The organism is Frigoribacterium sp. CFBP9030, assembly GCF_034045195.1.
In the GTDB taxonomy this organism is placed as follows: Bacteria; Actinomycetota; Actinomycetes; order Actinomycetales; family Microbacteriaceae; genus Frigoribacterium.
The window spans coordinates 312,116-333,979 of record NZ_JAXCWG010000004.1 but is presented as its reverse complement, the minus strand read 5'-3'; the positions used below and the strand labels follow the sequence as shown (position 1 = coordinate 333,979).

Below are 21,864 nucleotides of genomic sequence, written 5' to 3'. Positions count from 1 at the left end.
CTAGGGCGCGCCGGCTCGGCGGCGACTCAGCCCTGGCGCGCCACCGCGTGCTCGGCCTGCTCGCGGGTCAGGTCGGTGACTCCTCCGCAGTTCGTGCACTGGTTCGAGTACCGCGACGACACCGTGAACAGCGGGATGAAGAACAGCGTGAACTTCGTCGAGAGCTTCTCGACGCGCTGCGGCACGTTCTTGTCGCAGTAGCCGCAGATGAACACGACGGTCACGAGCAGCGAACGGCGGAGGGTCGTGCCGAAGAGGAGGAACATCGCTCGACCGTAGTCCAGCGGCCTCCGCGGACGTCGAGCGGCATCGAGGTGACGCATCCGGGGCCCTCGGCGGGGCGGGGAGCCCCCGACGGGTCACCTCGATGCACATCGGCCGCGAGGCGAGGCCGGCCGAGTGCACGACGGGTGTTGCACGATCGTGACGACCCGCGCCTCCTCGGCTCGGTAGCGTCGGGGCATGGGGAAGACGACACGACTTCGACAGGGCGTCATCGGCGGAATCGCGGCCGTGCTGCTGCTGACCGGGTGCACCGCAGGAGGCGCGGGTGACGACTCCGCGACCCCCGGCCCGACAGGCGGTGGCGACTCGACCCCCTCCGCCGGCGCCACACCGTCGTCGACGCCTGCACCCGACGACTCGGCCGCCTCGCCGGTCACCGAGATCGACCTCGACTGCGCCGCCCTGCTCGACTCGGCCACCGCGAGCGCGCTGCAGCCCGAGTGGACTCCGCGCGACTACTACGCCCGCGCCGACGCCGTGCCCGCCGACTACGCGATCGCGCAGGAGGGCGGCCTGATCTGCACGTGGAACGACGGGGCCGCCTCCGACGGCAAGAACAACCCCGTGCCGGGCAGCGACTACACGGGGCTGCTCGTGCAGGTGCTGCCGCACGCCGCCGAGCAGTACGCGCAGCTGGTCGCCACCTACGGCGAGAAGACCGAACCCGACTGCTACGACAACATGAGCGTCGAGAACCAGGGGACCGCGGGCTGCACGCACGACATGCTGATCGGCGACACCTGGGTCAGCATGCTCGCGACCGGGCTCGTCGTGCCCGAGGGCGGCTCGAACGAGAAGGTCTTCGCGCCGGCCGTGCGCTCGGTCACCGACGCGGTCACCGGGGCCGACGTCTCGGACGACCCCTGGCCGCTCGGCGGGGCGCTGCCCGGCTTCACCTGCAACGCCGACGCCCCGGTCGACGGAGCGGCGCTCGGCATCGACGACGAGGTGCAGCTCGTGCTGCCCGGCGGCGGGTACTCGATCTACGCGGCGGCCTGGCAGCGTGCGGCGGCCTCGAACTGCTTCGTGTCGGTCGCCGACGGCGGTGCCGACGCCGCGGTCGACTCGGTGGCCGACGAGAGCCTGCTGGTAGGAGGTGCGTGGGCGCTCGATCAGCGGCTCGAGTTCGGGCACGTCGACGCGTCGTCGGCGGTCGAGGTGCCGGGGCTCGCCTCGGGAGACCGCGCCTACCGCACCTGCGCCGAGACGTGCATCACCGACCTGGTGCTCGGCGACGACTGGGTGCGGCTGACCGTGCACCCGGTCGCGGTGCCCGACGTCGAGGCGGCCAGCGAGGCGCTCGCCGCCGACTACGTCGCCCGCGCAGCCGCGTAGCGCCGGCGCGCGCACCGCGCGCACCGCGCGCGCCGCGGGCGCCGCGGGCCGCGGTACGCGACCCGACGCCTATCGAAGTGACGCGAAGGTGGCCCTCCCGGCCCGCGACAGCCCCTTTGGGTCACTTCGATCGAGACGGGGCTGGCGCGGCACGGCCCGGGGCCCATCGAAGTGACGCGTCGGGGGGCTTGGCGGTGCGCGGCGGGCCCTTTCGGGTCACCTCGATCGGGGGGCGCCGCGCAGCGGCGCAGCGGCCCCGCGGGCCTCAGCGGCGCGAGAAGACGTGGTCCGGTTCTCGCACGTCGAGGGCGCCCGTGTAGAACCCGAGAGAGAACGACTCCGCGAAGAAGCCGTCGAAGTCGCGGTACCCGACGGCGAGGAGTCGTCCGTCGACGTCGAGTTCGAGCATGCCCTGCTCCTCGTCGAGCACCGACCAGGTGCCGTCGGTCGAGATCGAGCTCGGCCGCGGGTCCGCGCGGCAGGCCTCGAGCTCGGGGTCACCGGCCGATCCGCCGCACGCGAGGGCGGCCGGGAGGTCGTGCGCCTCGAACGTGCCGTCCTCCGACAGGACGAGCACCGCAGGCCCGTCGCCTGAGCTCTCGATCCACGTGCCGGGGAGTCGCTCCGCGAAGGCCTCGGCGCTCCGGTCGCCGACGAACGGGGCACCGGCGCAGGCGCTCAGCACCATCGAGGTCGACGCGATCATGAGCACCGCCAGGGCCCTGCTGCGACTCGGCACCTGATCCGCCCCTCCCCCGGGACTCCTCGGCGACACGATGCACCGGTCACCGGCGACAGTGCTGCGACCCCACCGAGGAGGCGCGCTACAGGAATCGGAGCGAGTGACGGGAATCGAACCCGCGCTACCAGCTTGGGAAGCTGGAGTTCTACCATTGAACTACACTCGCGCACCGCGTCGGACGCGGACCAGTCCACTATAGCGACCCGCGCCTCCTCGGCCGCTCACGACCCCTGCGGTCAGAGGCCGCCGACGCCGACGATGCGGAGGTCGAGCGAGGGCTCGACGAGTTCGGACTCGACGGCGAGACGCCCGAGGAGGCGCTCGGCGACATCGCGCGCGACCCGCGGCCCGGCGGCCTCGTCGCTCACGGCGATGTCGAGTGTGATCCGGGTCTCGGCCTTCGTGACGACGATCCCCACGATCGGAGCCGAGGGCCCCGTCACCGTCGCCACGGCACCCGAGCCGTCCACGGCATCTGCCGCACCAGCGGCTCCAGCGCCACCCGCCGCACCCGCGGCACCGGCATCCGCCCCACCGCCGAGCCCCGTGCCTCCGCCGACCACGCTGGTCAGTCCGTCGACCGCGCGCCGCACGACCGTGCCGAACCCCGGGCGGGCCTGGACGCGCACGACGCCCGGTGTGCCCGCGGCGAGCGCCCCGAGCTCGGTCGCGAGCTGTGAGAGTCGGCTGTCGTCCATCACAGGCCTCCGTCGGCTTCGTCGTCGAGCTGGTGCACGTCGCGCACCGTCACGTCGACACTCTCGACCACGAGCTCGGTCTGCTGCAAGAGGTGTCGGGCGACGGCGTCGCGGACCTCGTCGGCGAGCGGCTGCACGGCCACGCCGTAGAGGGCGCTGATGGCGACGTCGACCGTCACGATCGCGTCGGGCTGCGCGACGTCGCCCACGATGGCGCACGAGACGACGAGCGCCCCGTCGACCGAGTCGCCCGCCTCGCGGATCAGCCCGCGGACGGCCCCCTCGGTGATGTGCAGCGTCGTCCGCTCGTGGGTCGACGTGAGCGGGATCTCGCGGCCCGAGCGCGACTCGAGTCGCACGCGGCTCATGACGTCGGCGATCCACGACGGCGCCGGGGCGGGGGTCGCGGCGACCTCGTCGGTCAGCAGCTGGGCCGAGATGCCGCGCAGCCGCTGCAGCGCGTTGAGCTGGGCGAGCGCCGACGGGTCGTCCTCGATGAGGGGGTCGTAGGGCTGCCGGCCCTCGTCGAGGTAGTCGGCGATCCGCTCGATGCTCACGCCGTCGTCGGGGGCGGCGTCGACGGCCGCGTCGAGCTCGGCCTCGGCGTCGGCTGCGGTCACCGCGTCGCCGGCCGCGGTCGCGTGCTCGGGGTCGAGCCCGTGCGCGATCGCGTCGGCGGTCGTCTCGGCGCCGGTGGGCGACGGGGTCGCGTCGGCGGCCCCCGAGGAGGCGCGGGTCGGCCCGCTCTCGTCGCCGTCGTACCCGGAGGAGCGGGTCGGGTCGTCGCTCATCGCCAGGCCTCCATCTCTCGGGTCAGTGTCTCTCGGGCCCGGGCCAGGAGGCCTCGGACGGCGGTCACGGTCGTGCCGGTGGTCTCGGCGATGTCGGCGTATGACTCGCCTCCGACCTCGCGGAGCGTCCAGACCTGGCGTTGGCTCTCGGGCAGTCGTCGCAGCGCCGAACGGAGACCCGACATGGCGTCGCCGGTGACGACCGCGCGCTCGGGGTCGTCGCGGCCGCCGGGCTCGCTCGGCAGCTCCAGCTCGTCGACGTCGCTCGCCGGACGCCGCGAGCGCACCAGGTCGAACGACTTGCGCGACACGATCCGCATCATCCAGCCGCGCACGGCGGCCGGCTCGCTGAGGGTCGGCAGCTCGCGCCAGATCGCGATCGAGGCCTCCTGCACGGCGTCGTTCGCATCGGCGCGCGAGCTCGTGAGACGGGTCGCGTAGGCGGTCATCAGACCGAGGTGCCGGCGGAGCAGCTGCTCGAAGGCCCTCTCATCTCCCTCCGCGGCACGCGACGCGAGCACCGCGTCGGACGCTTCGGACAGGTCGACCGCCACCGCGCCTCCTCGGCTGGATCCGATCGGGGCGCATCGCTGTGACCCGACCTCCGGTGCTCCGGTAGAACGGAGCGGAACAGAGTGCCGACGGACACCGTGACGATTCGGTCGCGGCATGCGTCTCGTAGACGACTAAACCACGAACGACTCCACCGCACATCCGACAGACAGGATCCGATCATGACCGACACGACTCCCCCCACCGTCACCCCCTCTGCGACCGGCGCCGCGAGCACCCCCGTCGCGGGCACCGCCGCGGCGACCGGCACGGCGCGCGCGACCGGGCGCACCGTCATCGCCGACACCGTCATCTCGAAGGTGGCCGGCATCGCCGCCCGCGCGGTGCCCGGCGTCCACGCGCTCGGCGGCGGCGCCGCACGCGCGTTCGGCGCGATCCGCGACGTGGTCGGCAGCCAGGACCTCGCCCAGGGCGTCCGCGTCGAGGTCGGCGAGACCCAGGTCGCGGCCGACGTGTCGATCGTCGTCGAGTACCCGCTGCCGATGAGCCGGATCGCCGACGACGTGCGCGCCAGCGTCGCCGACGCGATCGAGCAGCTCGTGGGCATGCAGGTCGCCGAGGTGAACGTCGCCGTCGTGGACGTGCACATCGCCGGGGTCGACGACGAGGGGTCCGCACCCGTCGCGACCCGCGTCGTCTAGCGGGCGGCGGCAGCCGGGCGGCCGGGCGGCCCGGGCGGCCAGCGGCCTCAGCGCACGGCGAGCAAGATCTTGCCGCTGTGTCCGCCCGACTCCATGCGCTCGTGCGCGGCCGCCGCGAACTCGAGCGGGAACACGCTGTCGAGCACCGGGCGCACGTCGCCCCGCTCGACGAGCGGCCAGACGTGCTCGCGCACCTGCGCCATGATCTCGCGGCGCTCCTCGAGGGGGCGGGCGCGCAGGGTGGTGCCCCAGATGCGGGCGCGCTTGGCCATCAGGCGGCCGACGTCGATGGTGGCGTCGCGGCCGCCCTGAGCGGCGATCACCATGATGCGACCCCCGACGGCGAGCGCGTCGACGTCGCGGGCGAGGTAGTCGCCGCTGACGAGGTCGAGGATCACGTCGACGCCCCGGCCGCCGGTGAGCTCGTGCACGACCTCGACGAAGTCGTCGCTCTTGTAGTCGATGCCGCGGTCGGCGCCGAGCTGCTCGCAGAACTCGACCTTGGCCGGGGTGCCGGCGGTGGCGTACACGGTCGAGCCGAGGGCCTTGGCGAGCTGGATCGCGATCGACCCGACCCCGCTGGATCCGCCGTGCACGAGCAGGGTCTCGCCCGGCTGCAGCTGCGCGTTCATGAACACGTTCGACCAGACGGTCGCGACCGCCTCGGGCAGACCGGCCGACTCGACGAAGTCCATGCCCTTCAGGTACGGCAGCAGGAGCCCCGCGTCGACCGACACGCGGTCGGCGTAGCCCCCGCCGGGCAGCAGGGCGACGACGTGGTCGCCCAAGGAGGCGCTGGTCACCTCGCTGCCGACGGCCACCACCGTGCCGCTCACCTCGAGCCCCGGCCACTCGGGCGCTCCGGCCGGAGACGGGTAGTGCCCCTCGCGCTGGTTCACGTCGGCGCGGTTGACGCCGGCGGCCGCGACGTCGATGACGACCTCGTGCGCTCCGGCGACGGGCTCGGGCACCTCGCTGACGATCAGGGCACGGGGCCCTCCGGGCACGGGGACTGTGACAGCACGCATGCGCCCATCCTCCTCCAACGGGGCTGACGGGGCCTCCCCGCGGTCCTGACTAGGCTGGCCGCGTGCTGCTCTCCGACCACGACATCAAGCTCGAACTCGACGCGGGCCGCATCGGCCTCGACCCCTACGACCCGGCGCTGATCCAGCCGTCGAGCATCGATGTGCGGCTCGACCGGCTGTTCCGCCTGTTCGACAACCACAAGTACCCGTTCATCGACCCCGCCGTCGAGCAGCCCGAGCTGACCCGGCTGGTCGAGACGAAGGCCGACGAGCCGTTCATCCTGCACCCGGGCGAGTTCGTGCTCGGCAGCACCTACGAGCTGGTCAGCCTGCCCGACGACGTCGCCGCCCGACTCGAGGGCAAGAGCTCGCTGGGGCGTCTCGGGCTGCTGACGCACTCGACGGCCGGGTTCATCGACCCCGGGTTCAGCGGTCACGTGACGCTCGAGCTGTCGAACGTCGCGACGCTGCCGATCAAGCTCTGGCCCGGCATGAAGATCGGGCAGCTGTGCTTCTTCCGGCTCAGCTCGCCGGCCGACCACCCCTACGGCTCGAGCGAGTACGGCTCGCGGTACCAGGGTCAGCGCGGGCCGACGGCGAGCCGGTCGGCGCAGTCGTTCGTGCACACCGACGTCAGCCGCTAGCCCCGCGGCGCCGCGCGGCGGCCGGGCCCGGGCCACGGCCGCGCCAGTTCGGTCGATGAGTCACGACACGCCGCGGCACCCCGAGGAGGCGCGGCGCGTCGTGACTCATCGACTTCGGTAGCGAGACCCCTGGGCCCGCCACAGGGCATGAGAAGGGGGTGCGGGGAGAAACCCGACATCTCGACCCGCACCCCGTGACTCGCGATCCTGAACCGGTCATCGCGAGGCATCAACATCTTGTAACGAATACTCACTTTTGTGAGCGTCCTGGACGAAGAACGAAGTATCAGGACGCCGCGCGAAGGTCAATCCCTTGCACGCTCGCACCTCGCACCCCTGTCGACCCGCGCCTCCTGAGCCCGGCGGCCGCGGCCGTGGCGGCGGCGGCGGCCGCAGCCGTGGCGGCGACTCGTCGTGCGTCAGGACTCGAGGGTCTCGCGCGGCGAGCGGCCGTACGCCTCGAGGTGGATCGCCGAGAAGCGGCCCGCGTGGGCGAAGCCCCAGTTCGCCGCGATGCTCGCGACGGTGTGCCCGAGGGTGGGGTCGCTCGCCAGCAGCTCGTCGTGGGCGCCGCGCAGTCGAGCCTTCCGCAGCTCGGCCATGGGAGTCGAGTCGAGGTGCTTGCGGAACGCGAGCTGCAGCCCGCGCGGGGTCAGCCGGGCGGCCTCGGCGATCTCGGCGACGCCGATGTCGTCGTGCGCGTGCTCGGCCATGAACGTCATCGCGCGGCGCACGGTCGAGGGCAGCAGGGGCCCTTCGCTCCGCTCGTCGAGCCCGACGGCGGTGGTCGAGAACCCCTCGACGAAGGCCGCGACCACGGTGTGGAACGCGGCCGACCGCACGAGCTGACTCGCCATCGCCGCGTCGTTGCCGACCAGCTGCCGCAGATGCCCCGACACCGACCGCCAGTGCTTCTGGTGCGCGGGCGAGACGGGGTTCATCGAGGTGAGGTGCAGTCCGCGCGGGGCGGTGAGACCGAGCACGGCGAGCTCCTTCTCGACCGCCTCGCGATCGAGCATGATCTGCGACAGCTCGAGGTGCTCCCAGCGGGTGTCCTTGACGCGACTGCTCGAGAAGGCGACGGTCTGGCCCGTCGTGCCCCGCACCTCCTCGACTCCGTCCGAGACGGTCACCCGACCCGCGACGACGGTCGCGATGCTGAAGTACGGGAGGGGGTCGCTGAGGGTCCGCACGACTCCGCCGTACTCGAGGTGGCCGACGGCGAAGCGGGATTCGCCGGTGACCGATCGGCGGAACCGGAAGTCGTCGGAGACGGCGGCGTCGAGCGACTGCAGACGGTAGACGCGGTGCAGGATCTCGTGCGCGACGGCGCGGTCGGTCGTCTCGATGCTGCGGACGCGCGGGTCCGCGAAGGGATTCGGTGACATCGGTGTCGGCCCGGGTCGGGTGGTGGCCGCGGCGAACGGGGTCCGGGTTCGCGTGAGCTCGTCGACCTGATCCGTCGACTGGGCGAAGGCTACCGCGGAAACCCGCGCGACAGCAGGCTCCGCACGGGTGGGATCCCGAGCCGCGGGACGGGGCGTAGCGTCGCCGACATGGACTACAGAACTCTGGGAAACAGCGGCGCCTCCGTGTCGGAGCTGACACTCGGCACCATGACCTTCGGCGCCGAAGCCGACGAGACCACCTCCTTCGCCCTGCTCGACGCCTTCGTCGCGGCGGGCGGCACCCTGGTCGACACCGCCGACGTGTACAGCGCGGGCGTGTCGGAGGAGATCATCGGGCGCTGGCTCGCGAAGCACCCGACCGAGGAGGCGCAGGTCGTGCTCGCGACGAAGGGGCGGTTCCCGATGGGGGCCGGCCCGAACGACGTCGGGCTGTCGCGCCGTCACCTCGCGACCGCCCTCGACGCCTCCCTCACCCGACTCGGCGTCGAGCACGTCGACCTCTATCAGATGCACGCGTGGGACCACCTGACGCCGATCGACGAGACCCTGCGGTTCCTGGACGACGCCGTCAGCGCGGGCAAGATCGGCTACTACGGCTTCTCGAACTACCTCGGCTGGCAGGTGAGCAAGGCCGTCGGTCGCGCCGCCGCCCTCGGCTTCACACCGCCCGTGACCCTGCAGCCGCAGTACAACCTGCTCGTGCGCGACATCGAGCACGAGATCGTGCCGGCCTCGCTCGACGCCGGCATCGGCCTGCTGCCGTGGTCGCCCCTGGCGGGCGGCTGGCTGAGCGGCAAGTACACCCGCGACCAGGCCCCGACCGGCGCCACCCGCCTCGGCGAGGACCCGAAGCGCGGAATGGAGGCCTGGGAGGCGCGGAACGCGGACGAGCGCACCTGGGCCGTCCTCGACGAGGTCACCTCGATCGCCGCCGCCCACGACGCGTCGGCGTCGCAGGTCTCGCTCGCGTGGCTGCTGCGTCAGCCCGCGGTGACGTCGGTCATCCTGGGCGCGCGGTCGGTCGAGCAGCTCTCCGACAACCTCGGGGCGTCGGACGTCGCCGTCGCGCTGACCGACGACGAGGTCGCCCGCCTGTCGGCGGCCAGCGCCCCGCGGATCGACGACTACCCGTACGGCACCGCCGGGGTCGCACAGCGCGACCGCAAGCTCGCCGGCGGCCGCTAGCCGCTCGCGCGGCCCCTGCCGCGCTGCACCCCGTTTCGGCGCTACACCCCGTTTTCGGCGCTACACCCGGATCTTTCGGGGTGCTGCGCCGAGAACGGGGTGTCGCGCTGAGCGGCGGCGGCCGCGGCGGCCGCGGCGACGCTCAGCGGTGCAGCGAGCGGGTGGCGCCGACGCGACCGCGCGCCACCCGCACGGCCACCGTCACGCCGAGCACGACGACCGCCGCGATGATCGCCGCGACGCCGGCCACCGTGTTCTCGGGTTCGCCGAGCAGACGGCCCACGGCGATCCACGACAGGCCCCAGCTCAGCGACAGGGCGGGGGCGATGCGCCCGCGCCCGGCGAAGGCGATCGCGACGCCGACCAGGGCCGCGACCCCGAGCACCACGGCCGACCAGAAGCCGGCCGGCAGACCGAAGCCGTCGAAACCCGCGTCGACGAACCCGGCGGCCACGTTCGCGACCGTCGCCACGCTGACCCAGCCGAGGTAGAGGCCGAAGGTGCCGTCGGTCACGACGGCGTCGACCCAACCGCTCGAGGCGGTGTGGAAGCAGATGACGAAGATGCGCGCCAGCACGAGCAGCAGCGCGACGATCACTGCCGCGCCGAGCCAGACGCTGCCGAGCTGCACGGCCGCGAAGAGCCAGCCCGCGTTCAGCAGCATCGAGGCGGCGACCCAGTAGCCGAGGCGGCGGTGCCGCGTGACGGCCCGCTGACGCGGCAGGGCCTGGTAGACGGCGTAGGCGACGAGGCCGAGGTAGATGACGCTCCAGATGCTGAACGCGGTGGTCGCGGGGGCGACGGTCGTGGCGGTGGCGCTGAGGGCTCCCCCGGCGGCGTCGGCGACCGCGGTGCCGCCGAAGGCGCCCGAGCCGACGGCCGCGAGCACGATCGCGACGACCGCGCTGACCAGCACGACGATCTGGCGGACGACGTCGGCGCCGGTGGCGGGAGCGGCGCTCGTGGCGCGCGAGGCGCTCGTGGCGCGCGAGGCGCCCGCCGCGGGCGACGGGGTGCGGGCGTGGCTGCTGGTCTGCGGGTCGGAACTCATGCGGACGACGCTAGTCGCGCCTCCTGCACATTTCTCTTAGCAACTAAAACAATCAGCGACCTGTCAGGCGGCGGGCTTCCAGCGACGCAGCAGCTGCGCGTTCAGCGCGACGATCACGGTCGACAGGCTCATCAGCACCGCACCGGCCGCGGGCGAGAGGACGAAGCCGACCCCTGCCAGGACTCCGGCGGCGAGCGGCACCGACAGCACGTTGTAGCCGGCGCCCCAGACGAGGTTCTGGATCATCTTGCGGTACCCGACCCGCGACAGCGAGATGACCGACAGCACGGCCCGTGGGTCGTTCGAGGCGAGCACGACGCCGGCCGACTCGACGGCGACGTCCGTCCCGGCGCCGATCGCGATGCCGACGTCGGCGCGGGCGAGCGCCGGAGCGTCGTTCACCCCGTCGCCCACCATGGCGACCCTCTGGCCGCGCTGCTGGAGCTCGGCCACGCGGGCGTCCTTCTCGTCGGGGCGCACCTCGGCGAACACCTCGTCGATGCCGAGCTCGCGCCCGACGGCCTCGGCGACGGGCCGGGCGTCGCCGGTGATCATGGCGACGCGCACGCCCGCCTCGTGCAGACGTCGCACCGCCTCGGCCGACTCGGGGCGCACCTCGTCGCGGAGGGCGAAGGCCGCCTCGACCGCGCCGTCGCGCACGAGGTAGAGCACGGTCGCGCCCTCGTCGGACCACGATGCGGTCGCGGAGGCGATCTCGTCGGGCGCCTCGTGGTCGCCGTCGCGCAGCAGACCCGGGCCGCCGACCGCGACCCGCACGCCGTCGATCGTGCCCTCGACGCCGCGTCCCGTGACGGTGCGGAAGTCGGTGACGTCGACCCGCGCCTCCTCGGGTCGGGCCTGAGGCGACTCGGCCTCGGCGCGGACGATCGCCCGGGCCAGCGGGTGCTCGCTGTCGCGCTCGACGGCGGCCGCGAGGCGGAGCGCGGCGTGCCGACGGTCGTCGGAAGAGGCGGTGGCGGAGGAGGCGGAGGCGGAGGAGGCGGCGGCGGAGGCGGTGGCGGCGGCGGTGGAGGTGCCGGAGGCGGTGGAGGCCGAGGAGGCGGTCGTCACGTCCGTCACGACCGGCTCGCCCCGCGTGAGGGTGCCCGTCTTGTCGAACAGGACGGTGTCGACCAGACGCATGCGCTCGAGGGCGAGGCGGTCTTTGACGAGGACTCCGGCGCGCGCGGCGCGTTCCGTCGAGATGGCGATCACGAGCGGGATCGCGAGGCCGAGGGCGTGCGGGCAGGCGATGACGAGCACGGTGACCGTGCGCGTGATGGCCTGGTCGACGTCGCCGATCAGCAGCCAGACGACGAAGGTGATGACACCCGCGCCCGCGGCGAACCAGAACAGCAGGGCGGCGGCCCGGTCGGCGAGCGCCTGAGCGCGCGACGACGACGCCTGCGCCTCGGCCACGAGACGGCGGATCCCGGCGAGCGCCGTGGCCTCGCCGACCGCCTCGACCCGCACGCGCAGGGTGCCGTCGGTGGCGACCGTTCCGGCGACGACGCGGTCGCCGACAGCGCGGGAGACCGTGCGGGACTCGCCCGTGATCATCGACTCGTCCATCGCGGCCTCGCCGTCGACGATGCTGCCGTCGGCGGGGACCCTCCCGCCCGAGCGGACGAGCACGACGTCGCCGACCGCCAGCTCGGCGATCGCGACGGGCTCGGTGTCGCCTGCGGCGGGGGCGGCGTGGGCGGTGTCGCCGGTGGCGGGGGCGGTCGCGGCGGGGGCGGTCGCGGCGGCGTGGGTGGCGGCGGGCGAGACGACGCGGTCGGCGGTGTCGGGCAGCAGCGCCGCGAGGGCGTCGAGGGCTCCGGAGGCGGCGCCGAGCGCCCGCATCTCGATCCAGTGGCCGAGCAGCATGATGACGACGAGGAGGGCGAGCTCCCACCAGAAGTCGAGGTCGAGCCCGCCGATGCCGAGCTGGGTCGCCCAGCTCGCGGCGAAGGCGACGGTGATCGCCATCGCGATGAGCAGCATCATGCCGGGCTGCTTGGCGCGCGCCTCGGCGACCCCTCCGCTGAGGAACGGCCAGCCGCCCCAGAAGAACAGGAACGTGCCGAGCACCGGCGAGATCCACGTCGACCCGGGGAACTCGGGCACGTCGTAGCCGAGCAGCCCCGCGAACATCGAGCTGAAGACGATCACCGGGATCGCCACGACCAGACTCACCCAGAACTTGTCGCGGAACTGCGCCGCGTGATCGCCGTGCCCGCCGTGCCCGGCGTGACCGTGTCCGCCGTGCCCGTGTCCGCCGTGCCCAGCGTGCGCGTCGTGACCGGCGTGCGCGTCGTGACCGGCGTGCGCGTCGTGACCGGCGTGCGCGTCGTGACCGGCGTGGTCGTCGTGACCCGCGTGCGCGTCGTGGGCGGCGTGGTCGTCGTGACCCGCGCCTCCTGCGTGGTCGGCGTGCGGGGTGCTGTCAGGGTGCCCGGTGCTCATACACATACCCTAGGGGGGTATACGTCAGACCGCCAGCATCCGGTCGATCCCGAGTCGAGGAGGCGCGGCGCGGCAACCCCTGCCCGTCGCGCCGGTCAGCCCCCGACCGGAGGCCCGACCACGAGCAGCACGACGAACACGACCACGACACCGGCGACGAGCAGCCCCAGGGCGAGCCCGAGGTGCGTGAGCATCCAGCGCAGCAAGCGGTCGAGCGGGCGGCGATCGCGCGGGTCGTCGGTGGCGGTGCGTCGCCAGTCGCCGCGGAGTCGCCCGCTGCGGTCGATCCAGCGCTCGACCGGGACCGAGGCGTACGGCACGACGGCGCTCGCCAGCGCGGCCAGCGTGACACCGAGCGACCAGCGCTGGTTGACCGCGACGACGACCCCGGCGACGAGATACGCCAGGAACACGAAGCCGTGGATCGGCCCGGCGACGCTGACCGGCCAGTCGCCGACGCGGGCGACGTACTTCAGCAGCATGCCGCCGATCAGCAGCGACCAGGTCACCACCTCGGCGACGGCGAACGAGCGGAAGAGGGTGCGAGGCGACACGAGTTGCTCCTGGTCAGGGGCCGACGGGGTACTGCGTCCATGCTCGCAGCCCCCGCCTGGGCGTGCGCCCGCGCGCGCTGCGGTGCCGCGCGCGCCCCCTCCTCGAACGAAGCGACCCGAAACGAGCCCTGAGGCGCCAGGAGGCCACGCGTTGCGTCACCTCGATGACGCGGTACGGGGCACGAGGCGGGGCGCAGGGGCGGCGGGCTCCCTAGGTGCCGACCCGCGCCTCCCGCACCTCCCGCCCGAACGAAGTGACTCGAAACGAGCCCTGAGGCGCCGGGAGGCCACGCTTTGCGTCACCTCGATGAAGCCGCGCGCAGGCGGGGGCCGCAGGCGCCGAACGAAGTGACTCGAAACGAGCCCTGGGGCGCCAGGAGGCCACGCGTTGCGTCACCTCGATGGGGTGGAACGGGGTGCGAGGCGGGGTGCAGGGGGCGGCGGGCTCCCTGGGGGTCGACCCGCGCCTCCCGCACCTCCCGCGCGTCAAGCCCGAATGAAGTGACTCGAAACGGGGCCTGGGGCGCAGGGAGGCCACGCTTTGCGTCACCTCGATGAGGCCGCGCGCCGGCGGGCGCCGCTGGCGCCGAACGATGTGACCCGGAACGAGGCCTGGGGCGCTGGGAGGCCGCGCTTTGCGTCACCTCGATGAGGCGGAACGGGGGGCGGGGGCGCAGGGGGCGGGGCGCTGCCTGGGTGCCGACCCGCGCCTCCTTGGTTGAGTGGGGGCATGACGACACTCGCGATCATCGGAGCAGGCAAGGGGCTCGGCGCTGCCGTCGCCCGACGATTCGGCCGGGAGGGCTTCAGCGTCGCGCTGATCTCTCGGCACCAGGGACGGCTCGACGCGCTGGCCGCCGAGCTCGGCGCCGACGGCGTCACGGCTCAGGGCTTCACCGCCGACGTGCGCGACCCCGCGAGCCTCGCGGCCGCGCTCGAGAAGGCGACCGAGCAGCTCGGGCCGATCCAGGTGCTGCAGTACAGCCCTCTGCCCCAGAAGGACTTCATGCGCCCCGTGCTCGAGACGACGCCGGCGGACCTCGTCGGGCCGATCGAGTTCTCCGTCTATGGACCCGTCGCGGCCGTGCACCAGGTGCTGCCGGGCATGCGGTTCCTGCCCGGAGGCGGCGGCACGATCCTCTTCGTCAACGGCGGCTCGGCCGTCACCCCCGGCAAGAACCTCACCGGCACGTCGATCGCGTTCGCCGGCGAGACCGCTTACGCGCAGCTGCTGCACGAGGTGCTGGCCGACGAGGGGATCCACGTCGCGCAGCTGATCATCCCCGGCGGCATCGACCCGCAGAGCGAGGGCAAGAACCCCGACGCCCTGGCCGAGCTGCTCTGGCAGCAGCACGTCTCGCGGAGCACGTTCCGCACCACCGCCCCCGAGGCCTAGCCCGCCCGGCGCTGCGTGCGCCGCCGCCCGCCGCCCGCCACCCGCCGCTACCGGCGCTGCCGGCGCCGCGTCACACCCCGGAAGCCGCGTCACACCCTGAGAGATCGGGGTGTGGCGCGGTATTCGGGGTGTGGCGCGACTCTCGAGGGCGGGGAGACGCGCAGAGGCCCTCGTGCACGCACGAGGGCCTCTGTGTTCTCGCCGAAGAGAGGGTGGAGCGGGATCGACTAGCGGGCGTCGATCGAGAACTGCACCGGCGCGGGCAGGTCGGCGATGTGCAGCGTGTACGTCGTCACCGCACCGGCGGGTGCCGCGAGGTCGAGAGTGACCGACTCGCCGTTCAGCCAGCTTCCGGTGACGAACCGGCCCTGTGCATCCGTGATCATGAAGCTCGCGAAGAGCGAACCGTGGATGGTCACCGCGGCGCGGCCGTCCGCGATGTCGCCGACGACGACCGTGCCCGGAGCCGGCGTGCCGGGCTCACCGGGGTCGCCGGGCTCACCGGGCTCACCCGGGTCGCCGGGCTCACCGGGGTCACCGGGCTCGCCGGGGGTCTCGCCCTCGTCGGTGCGGTCGATGACGAGGGGCTGGCTCTCGACGACCGTGCTGTAGCCCTCGCGCAGCTCGAGGGTGAAGGCCGTCCTCTCTCCGGCCGGGGCCGGGAGCGACACACGGCCGACGCCGTCGGTGCCGAAGGCGTCGAGGCCGTACGAGTCGCCGGAGGCGTCGACGACGCTCCAGATCTGGCCCGCGGGGCCGGCGAGGGTGACCGTGGCGTAGCCCTCGATCACGGCGCCGACGCTGTACGAGACGCGGAAGTCACCGGGGACGCCGGGCTCCTCCGGCGTCTCCGGGTCGACGGGCGTCTCAGGGTCGACCGGCACCTCAGGGTCGACCGGCACCTCGGGGTCGACCGGCGTGCCGGGGTCGACGCCCTGGCGCGGGTCGACGCGCCACTCGGAGAGGTAGGGGACGCCGTCGACGACGGAGCGGACGGTGAACACGTTCTCGCGGTCGTTCGCCACGCGGATCGAGACCGTGTTGCGGCCCGAGCCGTCGAGCAGGGTGCGGGTCTCGACACCGCGCTCGTTGACGAAGGCGACGAGCGCGTGGGGCGCGCCCTGGACGGAGACCTCGACGGCGCCGTCGCTGACGCCGAGGAGGGTGATGGCGGGCCGCTCGGCCGTGCCGTCGCCGATGGTCGAGGCGATCGTCGCCGACGCGGTCGACGAAGCCGAGGAGTCGGGGCTCGCGGCGAACGCGGGCCCGGCGACGAGGGAAGCGAGGACGACGCCGGCGGTGCCGATCGTCGCGAGGCAGGTTCTGGCAGTGGACATGGTGCTCCTTGTGTCAGGCGCATCCGACGGACGCGCTGACCGGAATGCTACACGCGACATACTGGGCGTTATGGACGGCGGGTGCGGACCTGTGGACAACCGCCGCGGCCGGCACAGCCGACGCGGCCCGCCCCGTCACACGCCGCCGAAGCGCTCCGTGCGCACGCGGGTCGGCGCGTGCCCGAGCTCGACCAGCCACCCCGCCACGGCCTCGACGAACGAGTTCGCCCCGCAGACGTAGACGAGCGGGTGCTCGACGGCGGGCAGCACGAGCGACTCGAGCTCGTCGCGGGTCAGGCGTCTCGCCGGCCGCACCTCCCCCTCCGGCACCTCGCGCGTGTAGACCCAGTCGACCCGCAACCCCGCCCCGCCGGCACGAGCGCCGGCACCCGCACCCGCCTCAGCACCAGCACCAGCAGCACCACCAACACCAACCCCCGAGGAGGCGCGCACGGCCTCGTCGAGCTCCCCCGCGAACCAGCGCGACCGCGGGCCGCGCACCGAGGCGAGCAGACGGAACGGAGGCGCGTCGCGGCTCCGCGCCCGCACCATCGCCATGAGCGGAGCGAGGCCCGACCCGCCGCCGATCAGCTGCACGGGCGCCTCGCGCACCGGCGTCGCCCCCTCCGGCTCGGGCAGCACGGCGTGCACGGCGGAGCCGGGCTCGAACTCGGTCGGCGGCCAGACGAACCAGCCGCCGATCGGGCCACGGACCTCGATCGGGTCGCCGGGCTCGGCGGCGTCGACGAGGTAGGGCGACACCTCGCCGTCGTCCATCCGCTCGACCGTGACCTCGATCTGCGGGGCACGACCCGCGCCTCCCGGGCCGGCGGGAACCGGGCTCGCATCGACGACGCGACCCGCGCCTCCTGGGCTCGCGGGATCCGCACCCGTCTCGGCGACGCGACCCGCGCCTCCTCCGGGCCGTCGGGAGCCGCGCACATCCGACAGCGAGTACGAGCGCACGGCCGTGTACCCGTCGTCGGCGGTGAGCCGCAGATCCACGTGCTGCCCGGCTCGAGCCGGCCGCAGACCCGGCATCGCGATCGTCAGCGACCGCGCCCGCCCGGTCTGCGGGGACGCTGCGACGATCGTGCCGGGCAGCCAGTCGAACGAGTCACCGACGGGGCTCACGCGTAGCGCTCCTCCTTCCAGGGGTCGCCGTGGGGGTGGTAGCCCATGCTCTCCCAGAAGCCGCGACGGTCGGTGGCCATGGTCTGCAGGCCCTGCAGCCACTTCGCGCTCTTCCAGAAGTACAGCCCGGGCACGAAGAGGCGCGCGGGCCCGCCGTGCTCGGCGTGCAGCGGCTGCCCCTCGTAGGTGTCGACCACCCACGCCTTGCCGCCCAGCAGCTCGGTGAGCGGCAGGTTGGTCGTGTAGCCACCGTGACTGGTGGCCATCGCGAACTCGTGCTGCGTGTCGAGCCCGTCGAAGAGGGTGTCGATCGAGACGCCGCGCCAGTGGGTGCCGAGCTTGCTCCAGCTCGTGACGCAGTGGATGTCGGTCTCGATGTCCTCGTGCGGCAGCGCCTGGAAGTCGGCCCAGCTGAGCGAGCGCTGCGCCGTCTCCGTCGCGATCTGGAGCTCCCACCGCTTGATGTTCGGCGTCGGCCCGGCCGACAGCACGGGGAACCCGTTCTCGAGGTACTGCCCCGGTGGGAGGCGCGGGTCGGCTGCGCGCCGCCTGCCGAGCCCGGTGAATCCGGCCATGGTGCGCCTCCTGGGTGCTGGTGTTCGGTCTCTCGTCGCCCCCAGCTTCGCACCACCACGGCGTCGCCGTATCTGCGATCACGCTGGGAGAACGTTGACCCCGACATGGGTGGAGGTCGTACGGTGGACGGAGGTCAACTCGAAAGGACCCCACATGGCTGAGTACACCCTTCCCGATCTCCCTTACGACTATGCAGCGCTCGCGCCGCACATCAGCGCGAAGATCATGGAGCTGCACCACTCCAAGCACCACAACACGTACGTGACCGGTGCGAACACGGCCAACGCCGCCCTCGCCGAGGCCCGTGAGACCGGCAACCTCGCCAACGTCAACAAGCTCGAGAAGGACCTGGCCTTCAACCTCGGCGGCCACGTCAACCACTCGATCTTCTGGACGAACCTGACCCCCGAGACCGGCGAGCCCACCGGCGACCTGCTCGAGGCCATCGGCTCCGAGTTCGGCGACCTCGAGAAGTTCAAGGCGCACTTCACCGCGACCGCTCTCGGCGTGCAGGGCTCCGGCTGGTCGGTGCTCGCGTACGACGTGCTCGGCGAGAAGCTCAGCGTCTTCCAGCTCTTCGACCAGCAGGGCAACGTGCCGTTCGGCCTCGTGCCGCTGCTGATGCTCGACGTGTGGGAGCACGCCTACTACCTCGACTACCAGAACGTCCGCGCCGACTACGTCAAGGCCTTCTGGAACATCGTCAACTGGGACAACGTCGCCGCCCGCTACGCCGCCGCGACCACCAAGACGCAGGGCCTGCTGACCGGCTTCTGATCCGGTACCCCGCAGCCGCATCGCTGCTCTCGAGGGCGCATCCGCTTCGGCGGGTGCGCCCTCGTCGTCTCCTCCACAGACCCCAGTCGTGCGCCCCCGGGTTGAAAACGGCCCCGAGGAGGCGCGGTGCACCCCGACCCTCCCCTAACGTGACGGCATGACGAACGTACGGCGGTGGCAGCGGCACGTCGCCGCGCCCGTCGCCGCGGTCGTCTACTTCGCGTTCTGGGTGGCGAGCACCTGGGGCAACGGCGGCGTCGCCGACAACGCCGTCGTCTTCGGTCTGTTCGCGATGGCGATCGGGCTGGCGTACTGGATGCCCGTCACGGCCCTCGTGCTGGTCGTCGTCGTGCCCGTGCTGCAGCTGTTCGGCGTCGTCGAGGCCCCGCGAGAAGACACCTGGGGCGCCTACGTGGCCATCGCCCTGGTGATGTTCTTCGTCGCCGTGCGCCCCTCGCCGTGGTTGCGCCTCGCGGCCCTGCTGATCGCGGCCGGCATCGCCGCGCTCGGCGCCTGGCTGCTCGCAGTGCCGACCATCACGCGTCCCTACGTCTGGAGCAGCTGGGTCGGCACGGGCGCCGCCGGCGGGCTCCGTCTCGAGTTCTCGCTGCTGACGGCGGCGCTCTTCGGCGTCTTCGCCGGGGCGTGGGCCATCGGCGTGGCGTTCGCGAGCATCCGGCGCGTGCTGGTCATCCGGCAGGCGCTCGAGGCCACCGAGACCCGGTTCGAGGCGACCGACTTCGAGCTCCGCATCGCTCAGGAGCGCGCCCGCATCTCGCGCGACGTGCACGACGCGCTGGCGCACTCGCTGGCGGTCGTCGTCTCGCAGGCGCAGGGGGCGATCGCGTTGCAGCACACCCGACCCGAGGTGACGGCCGAGTCGCTGCAGAACATCGCCGAGGTGGGTCGCACGGCCCTGCTCGACGTGCGACGCCTGGTCGAGCGCATCACACAGGACGACGACGTCACGGCGCCCCGCGAGACCCTCGCCGACATCGAGGGGCTCGTCTCGGCGATGCGCGAGGTCGGCATGGACATCGGCGTCACCGAGGAAGGCGAGCCCGGCGAGCTGGCGCCGTCGCAGCAGCTCGCCGTCTACCGCATCGTGCAGGAGAGCCTGACGAACGCCCTCAAGCACGCCGGCACGACGAGCAAGGTCGTGATCGCCATGGACTGGCGGGGGCCCGGCCTGTCGCTGCTGGTGACCTCGCGGGGTCGCGGCGCCCCGCTCGTGGCCGCACGCACCGGGGTCGACCGCGGCGCCGGGGTGCGCGGCATGGTCGAGCGGGCGCGCCTGGCCGGCGGGTGGCTGACCGCGCAGCCGTCGAGCGACGGCACCGGGTTCGAGGTGACCGTCTTCGTGCCGACCAGACGTCGACCCGACTCGGCCCGCACCTCCGGCGCCTCGACGGGCAACTACCCGCGCACGCTGCTCGACGGGACGGGTGCGGGTTCGTCGGCCGCGCCTGCTGCGGCCGCGCCTGCGGCTGCGCCGGCGCCTACGCCTGCACCCGCGCCTTCCGCTGCTCCGCCCGCTCCTCACGAGAGAGACCCTCATGCCTGACCTCACCGAGCCGACCCGCGCCATCCGCGTCGCCGTCGTCGACGACCAGCCGCTCTTCGCCTCGGGTCTGCGGATGCTGATCGAGGCCCAGCCCGACCTGGCCTGCGTCGGCACGGCCGTCGACGGGCGCGAGGCGCTCGAGCTCGTCGCCCGCGAGTCGCCCGACGTCGTGCTGATGGATCTCCGCATGCCGGTGATGAACGGGCTCGAGGCGACGGCGCGCATCCTCGAGGGGGTGTCGCCCGACGATCTGCCGCGGGTCGTGGCGCTGACGACGATCCAGCGGGACGAAGCGGTGTTCGGTGCGCTGAAGGCCGGGGCGTACGCGTTCCTCACGAAGGACGCGACGCCCGACGACGTCATCACGACGATCCGCGCGGCGTTCGCGGGCGACCCGGTGCCGACCGCGGGGGCCGCACTCGACGTCGTGCACGAGTTCGCCGTGCCGCCGACCGCGCCGCCCCGGGTCGACCCGCTCGCGCCCCTGTCGCCCCGCGAGCGCGAGATGTTCACGCTCGTCGCGAAGGGCCTGAGCAACACCGAGATCGCGACCGAGGCGTACCTCAGCGAGGCGACCGTGAAGAGCCACGTGCGCTCGGTGCTGCAGAAGCTGGGCATGCGCAACCGGGTGCAGATCGTCGTCTTCGCGTACGAGAACGGCGTGGTGTCCGGGCCCGACCGGAGGCGCGGGTGAGCAGCCGAGAGCAGCTCGCCAAGCGGATCACCGCGGTCGCCGTCGGGGTCGTCGTCGCCGGGGTGATCGCGGTCGGCATCCCCGCCAATGCGGCCTACACGCTGCCGGATCCGCCCGAGCAGGACCGCACGGAGTGGCTGATGCCGCTCGACGCCTACATCGGCCCGAGCACGACGAGGCTGACCTACGCCGAGGAGCTGCTGATCGAGCCGTGCCTGCAGGCGGCGGGGTTCGAGGGGGTCGAGGTCCCGTGGCGGGACGTCGACGCGGCGACGAACGCCCTCGAGTCGCAGCCGGTGCGGGCGTTCGATCTGACCGACGCCCGGGCGCGCGGCTACCACGTGGCGCCGACCGACGACCCGGGGGCGACGGCCTGGCGCACCTACTCGACGACGGTGTTCGCCGATCCCGTGTTCGACGCCCGGATGAGGTGCGGCGACCAGGTGCTGACGGAGCACCCCGAGCTGGCACAGGACGACCTGACGTCGTCGATCGCCATCCGGCTCGGCGACGCCGCGTTCTCGGAGGCGCGGCGCGACGACCGCGTGCTCGACACCGCCGACGAGTGGCGAAGCTGCCTGATCGACGCCGACGTCTTCGACACGGGGCCGTTCGCGACGGAGGCGCTGGCCGAGACCCTGCCGCGCTCGCCCGCGGGGATGCCGACGATCGACATGGCGGCCGAGTTCGGGTCGGACGATCCGTCGTCGCCGATCAGCAGCGACGAGATCCGCCTGGCGACGGCCGACGCGGCCTGCCGGGAGTCGTCGGGGTACCTGGAGGCGCTGTACCAGGCCGAGTGGCAGCGGCAGCTGACGGTGCCGCACGACTACGGCGAGGTGCTGGCCCAGGTCGACGTCGAGGGCATCGCGGCGGCGACGCGGACCGTCGAGCGGGTGCTCGAGACGCGGACGCCCGCACGGCGGTGACGGGGGCGCGGCTGTGCGGGGGCGCGGCTGTGCGGCGAGGTCATCCCCCTTTGCGGGGGCTGCACATTCG

22 protein-coding genes and 1 tRNA gene are annotated in these 21,864 nt (G+C 73.1%); 9 read left to right on the top strand and 14 right to left on the bottom strand.

The features are described from left to right. Positions 1 to 26: 26 nt before the first annotated feature. Positions 27 to 266 carry a zinc-ribbon domain-containing protein gene (locus SOM13_RS07355; protein ID WP_192061701.1) on the bottom strand — a complete coding sequence of 80 codons (240 nt, stop codon included), beginning with the start codon at positions 264 to 266 and terminating at the stop codon, positions 27 to 29. Between the two features lie 196 nt (positions 267 to 462). Here SOM13_RS07355 and SOM13_RS07350 point away from each other — a divergent pair, with 196 nt between their 5' ends. Next, positions 463 to 1,620, top strand: coding sequence for a hypothetical protein (locus SOM13_RS07350; protein WP_320479267.1), 1,158 nt, complete (start codon positions 463 to 465; stop codon positions 1,618 to 1,620). Positions 1,621 to 1,885: 265 nt separating this feature from the next. On the opposite strand, the gene SOM13_RS07345 is transcribed toward SOM13_RS07350, so the two are convergent. From SOM13_RS07345 to SOM13_RS07325, 5 genes are all read right to left on the bottom strand, one after another. Beyond that, on the bottom strand, positions 1,886 to 2,359 hold the full coding sequence (locus tag SOM13_RS07345; protein ID WP_320479266.1) for a hypothetical protein: 474 nt from the start codon (positions 2,357 to 2,359) through the stop codon (positions 1,886 to 1,888). Positions 2,360 to 2,457: 98 nt separating this feature from the next. After that, positions 2,458 to 2,528: transfer RNA gene (locus SOM13_RS07340), tRNA-Gly, on the bottom strand. Positions 2,529 to 2,598: 70 nt separating this feature from the next. Then, a complete protein-coding gene (locus SOM13_RS07335; protein ID WP_320479265.1) occupies positions 2,599 to 3,060 on the bottom strand; it encodes a hypothetical protein in 462 nt (153 codons plus the stop codon). Beyond that, positions 3,060 to 3,851 carry an Asp23/Gls24 family envelope stress response protein gene (locus SOM13_RS07330; RefSeq protein ID WP_320479264.1) on the bottom strand — a complete coding sequence of 264 codons (792 nt, stop codon included), beginning with the start codon at positions 3,849 to 3,851 and terminating at the stop codon, positions 3,060 to 3,062. Before SOM13_RS07330 ends, SOM13_RS07335 begins: the two co-directional genes overlap by 1 nt. After that, on the bottom strand, positions 3,848 to 4,405 hold the full coding sequence (locus SOM13_RS07325) for an RNA polymerase sigma factor (protein WP_243216533.1): 558 nt from the start codon (positions 4,403 to 4,405) through the stop codon (positions 3,848 to 3,850). Before SOM13_RS07325 ends, SOM13_RS07330 begins: the two co-directional genes overlap by 4 nt. Positions 4,406 to 4,585: 180 nt before the next feature. Between SOM13_RS07325 and SOM13_RS07320 the strand changes: the two genes are divergently transcribed. After that, the gene (locus tag SOM13_RS07320; protein WP_320479263.1) at positions 4,586 to 5,065 is read left to right on the top strand and encodes an Asp23/Gls24 family envelope stress response protein; all 480 of its coding nucleotides are present in this window, start codon (positions 4,586 to 4,588) and stop codon (positions 5,063 to 5,065) included. Between the two features lie 47 nt (positions 5,066 to 5,112). On the opposite strand, the gene SOM13_RS07315 is transcribed toward SOM13_RS07320, so the two are convergent. Continuing rightward, positions 5,113 to 6,093 carry an NAD(P)H-quinone oxidoreductase gene (locus SOM13_RS07315; RefSeq protein ID WP_320479262.1) on the bottom strand — a complete coding sequence of 327 codons (981 nt, stop codon included), beginning with the start codon at positions 6,091 to 6,093 and terminating at the stop codon, positions 5,113 to 5,115. Positions 6,094 to 6,155: 62 nt separating this feature from the next. On the opposite strand from SOM13_RS07315, the gene dcd reads away from it, so the two are divergent. Then, on the top strand, positions 6,156 to 6,737 hold the full coding sequence (gene dcd, locus SOM13_RS07310) for a dCTP deaminase (RefSeq protein ID WP_192061693.1): 582 nt from the start codon (positions 6,156 to 6,158) through the stop codon (positions 6,735 to 6,737). Positions 6,738 to 7,156: 419 nt separating this feature from the next. Here dcd and SOM13_RS07305 read toward each other — a convergent pair whose 3' ends face one another. Beyond that, a complete protein-coding gene (locus SOM13_RS07305; RefSeq protein WP_320479261.1) occupies positions 7,157 to 8,125 on the bottom strand; it encodes an AraC family transcriptional regulator in 969 nt (322 codons plus the stop codon). A gap of 168 nt (positions 8,126 to 8,293) precedes the next feature. Between SOM13_RS07305 and SOM13_RS07300 the strand changes: the two genes are divergently transcribed. Continuing rightward, the gene (locus SOM13_RS07300; protein WP_192061691.1) at positions 8,294 to 9,331 is read left to right on the top strand and encodes an aldo/keto reductase; all 1,038 of its coding nucleotides are present in this window, start codon (positions 8,294 to 8,296) and stop codon (positions 9,329 to 9,331) included. Between the two features lie 142 nt (positions 9,332 to 9,473). Here the strand turns inward: SOM13_RS07300 and SOM13_RS07295 are convergent, their stop codons facing one another. The 3 genes from SOM13_RS07295 to SOM13_RS07285 all read right to left on the bottom strand — a co-directional run bounded on the left by SOM13_RS07295 (position 9,474) and on the right by SOM13_RS07285 (position 13,387). Next, positions 9,474 to 10,382 carry a TspO/MBR family protein gene (locus SOM13_RS07295; RefSeq protein ID WP_320479260.1) on the bottom strand — a complete coding sequence of 303 codons (909 nt, stop codon included), beginning with the start codon at positions 10,380 to 10,382 and terminating at the stop codon, positions 9,474 to 9,476. 63 nt (positions 10,383 to 10,445) lie between these two features. Beyond that, positions 10,446 to 12,833 carry a heavy metal translocating P-type ATPase gene (locus SOM13_RS07290; RefSeq protein WP_320479259.1) on the bottom strand — a complete coding sequence of 796 codons (2,388 nt, stop codon included), beginning with the start codon at positions 12,831 to 12,833 and terminating at the stop codon, positions 10,446 to 10,448. Between the two features lie 95 nt (positions 12,834 to 12,928). Continuing rightward, positions 12,929 to 13,387 carry a DUF3817 domain-containing protein gene (locus SOM13_RS07285; protein WP_192061688.1) on the bottom strand — a complete coding sequence of 153 codons (459 nt, stop codon included), beginning with the start codon at positions 13,385 to 13,387 and terminating at the stop codon, positions 12,929 to 12,931. A 730-nt stretch (positions 13,388 to 14,117) separates the two neighbouring features. Here SOM13_RS07285 and SOM13_RS07280 point away from each other — a divergent pair. Beyond that, positions 14,118 to 14,783, top strand: coding sequence for an SDR family NAD(P)-dependent oxidoreductase (locus SOM13_RS07280; RefSeq protein ID WP_320479258.1), 666 nt, complete (start codon positions 14,118 to 14,120; stop codon positions 14,781 to 14,783). Between the two features lie 227 nt (positions 14,784 to 15,010). On the opposite strand, the gene SOM13_RS07275 is transcribed toward SOM13_RS07280, so the two are convergent. The 3 genes from SOM13_RS07275 to SOM13_RS07265 all read right to left on the bottom strand — a co-directional run bounded on the left by SOM13_RS07275 (position 15,011) and on the right by SOM13_RS07265 (position 17,829). After that, positions 15,011 to 16,120, bottom strand: a complete 1,110-nt coding sequence (locus SOM13_RS07275) for a hypothetical protein (RefSeq protein WP_320479257.1) — start codon at positions 16,118 to 16,120, stop codon at positions 15,011 to 15,013. A gap of 135 nt (positions 16,121 to 16,255) precedes the next feature. Further along, complete coding sequence (locus SOM13_RS07270; RefSeq protein ID WP_320479256.1) at positions 16,256 to 17,254, bottom strand: hypothetical protein; 999 nt, start codon at positions 17,252 to 17,254, stop codon at positions 16,256 to 16,258. Continuing rightward, on the bottom strand, positions 17,251 to 17,829 hold the full coding sequence (locus SOM13_RS07265) for a molybdopterin-dependent oxidoreductase (protein WP_192061686.1): 579 nt from the start codon (positions 17,827 to 17,829) through the stop codon (positions 17,251 to 17,253). The genes SOM13_RS07270 and SOM13_RS07265 overlap by 4 nt, the downstream gene beginning before the upstream one ends. Before the next feature lie 154 nt (positions 17,830 to 17,983). Between SOM13_RS07265 and SOM13_RS07260 the strand changes: the two genes are divergently transcribed. The 4 genes from SOM13_RS07260 (at position 17,984) to SOM13_RS07245 (ending at position 21,794) form a co-directional block, all read left to right on the top strand. Beyond that, the gene (locus SOM13_RS07260) at positions 17,984 to 18,607 is read left to right on the top strand and encodes a superoxide dismutase (RefSeq protein ID WP_243215559.1); all 624 of its coding nucleotides are present in this window, start codon (positions 17,984 to 17,986) and stop codon (positions 18,605 to 18,607) included. Positions 18,608 to 18,764: 157 nt separating this feature from the next. Next, positions 18,765 to 20,171, top strand: a complete 1,407-nt coding sequence (locus SOM13_RS07255) for a sensor histidine kinase (protein ID WP_320479255.1) — start codon at positions 18,765 to 18,767, stop codon at positions 20,169 to 20,171. Next, a complete protein-coding gene (locus SOM13_RS07250; protein ID WP_192061683.1) occupies positions 20,164 to 20,865 on the top strand; it encodes a response regulator in 702 nt (233 codons plus the stop codon). Before SOM13_RS07255 ends, SOM13_RS07250 begins: the two co-directional genes overlap by 8 nt. After that, positions 20,862 to 21,794 carry a hypothetical protein gene (locus SOM13_RS07245; RefSeq protein ID WP_320479254.1) on the top strand — a complete coding sequence of 311 codons (933 nt, stop codon included), beginning with the start codon at positions 20,862 to 20,864 and terminating at the stop codon, positions 21,792 to 21,794. Before SOM13_RS07250 ends, SOM13_RS07245 begins: the two co-directional genes overlap by 4 nt. Positions 21,795 to 21,864: the final 70 nt, after the last annotated feature.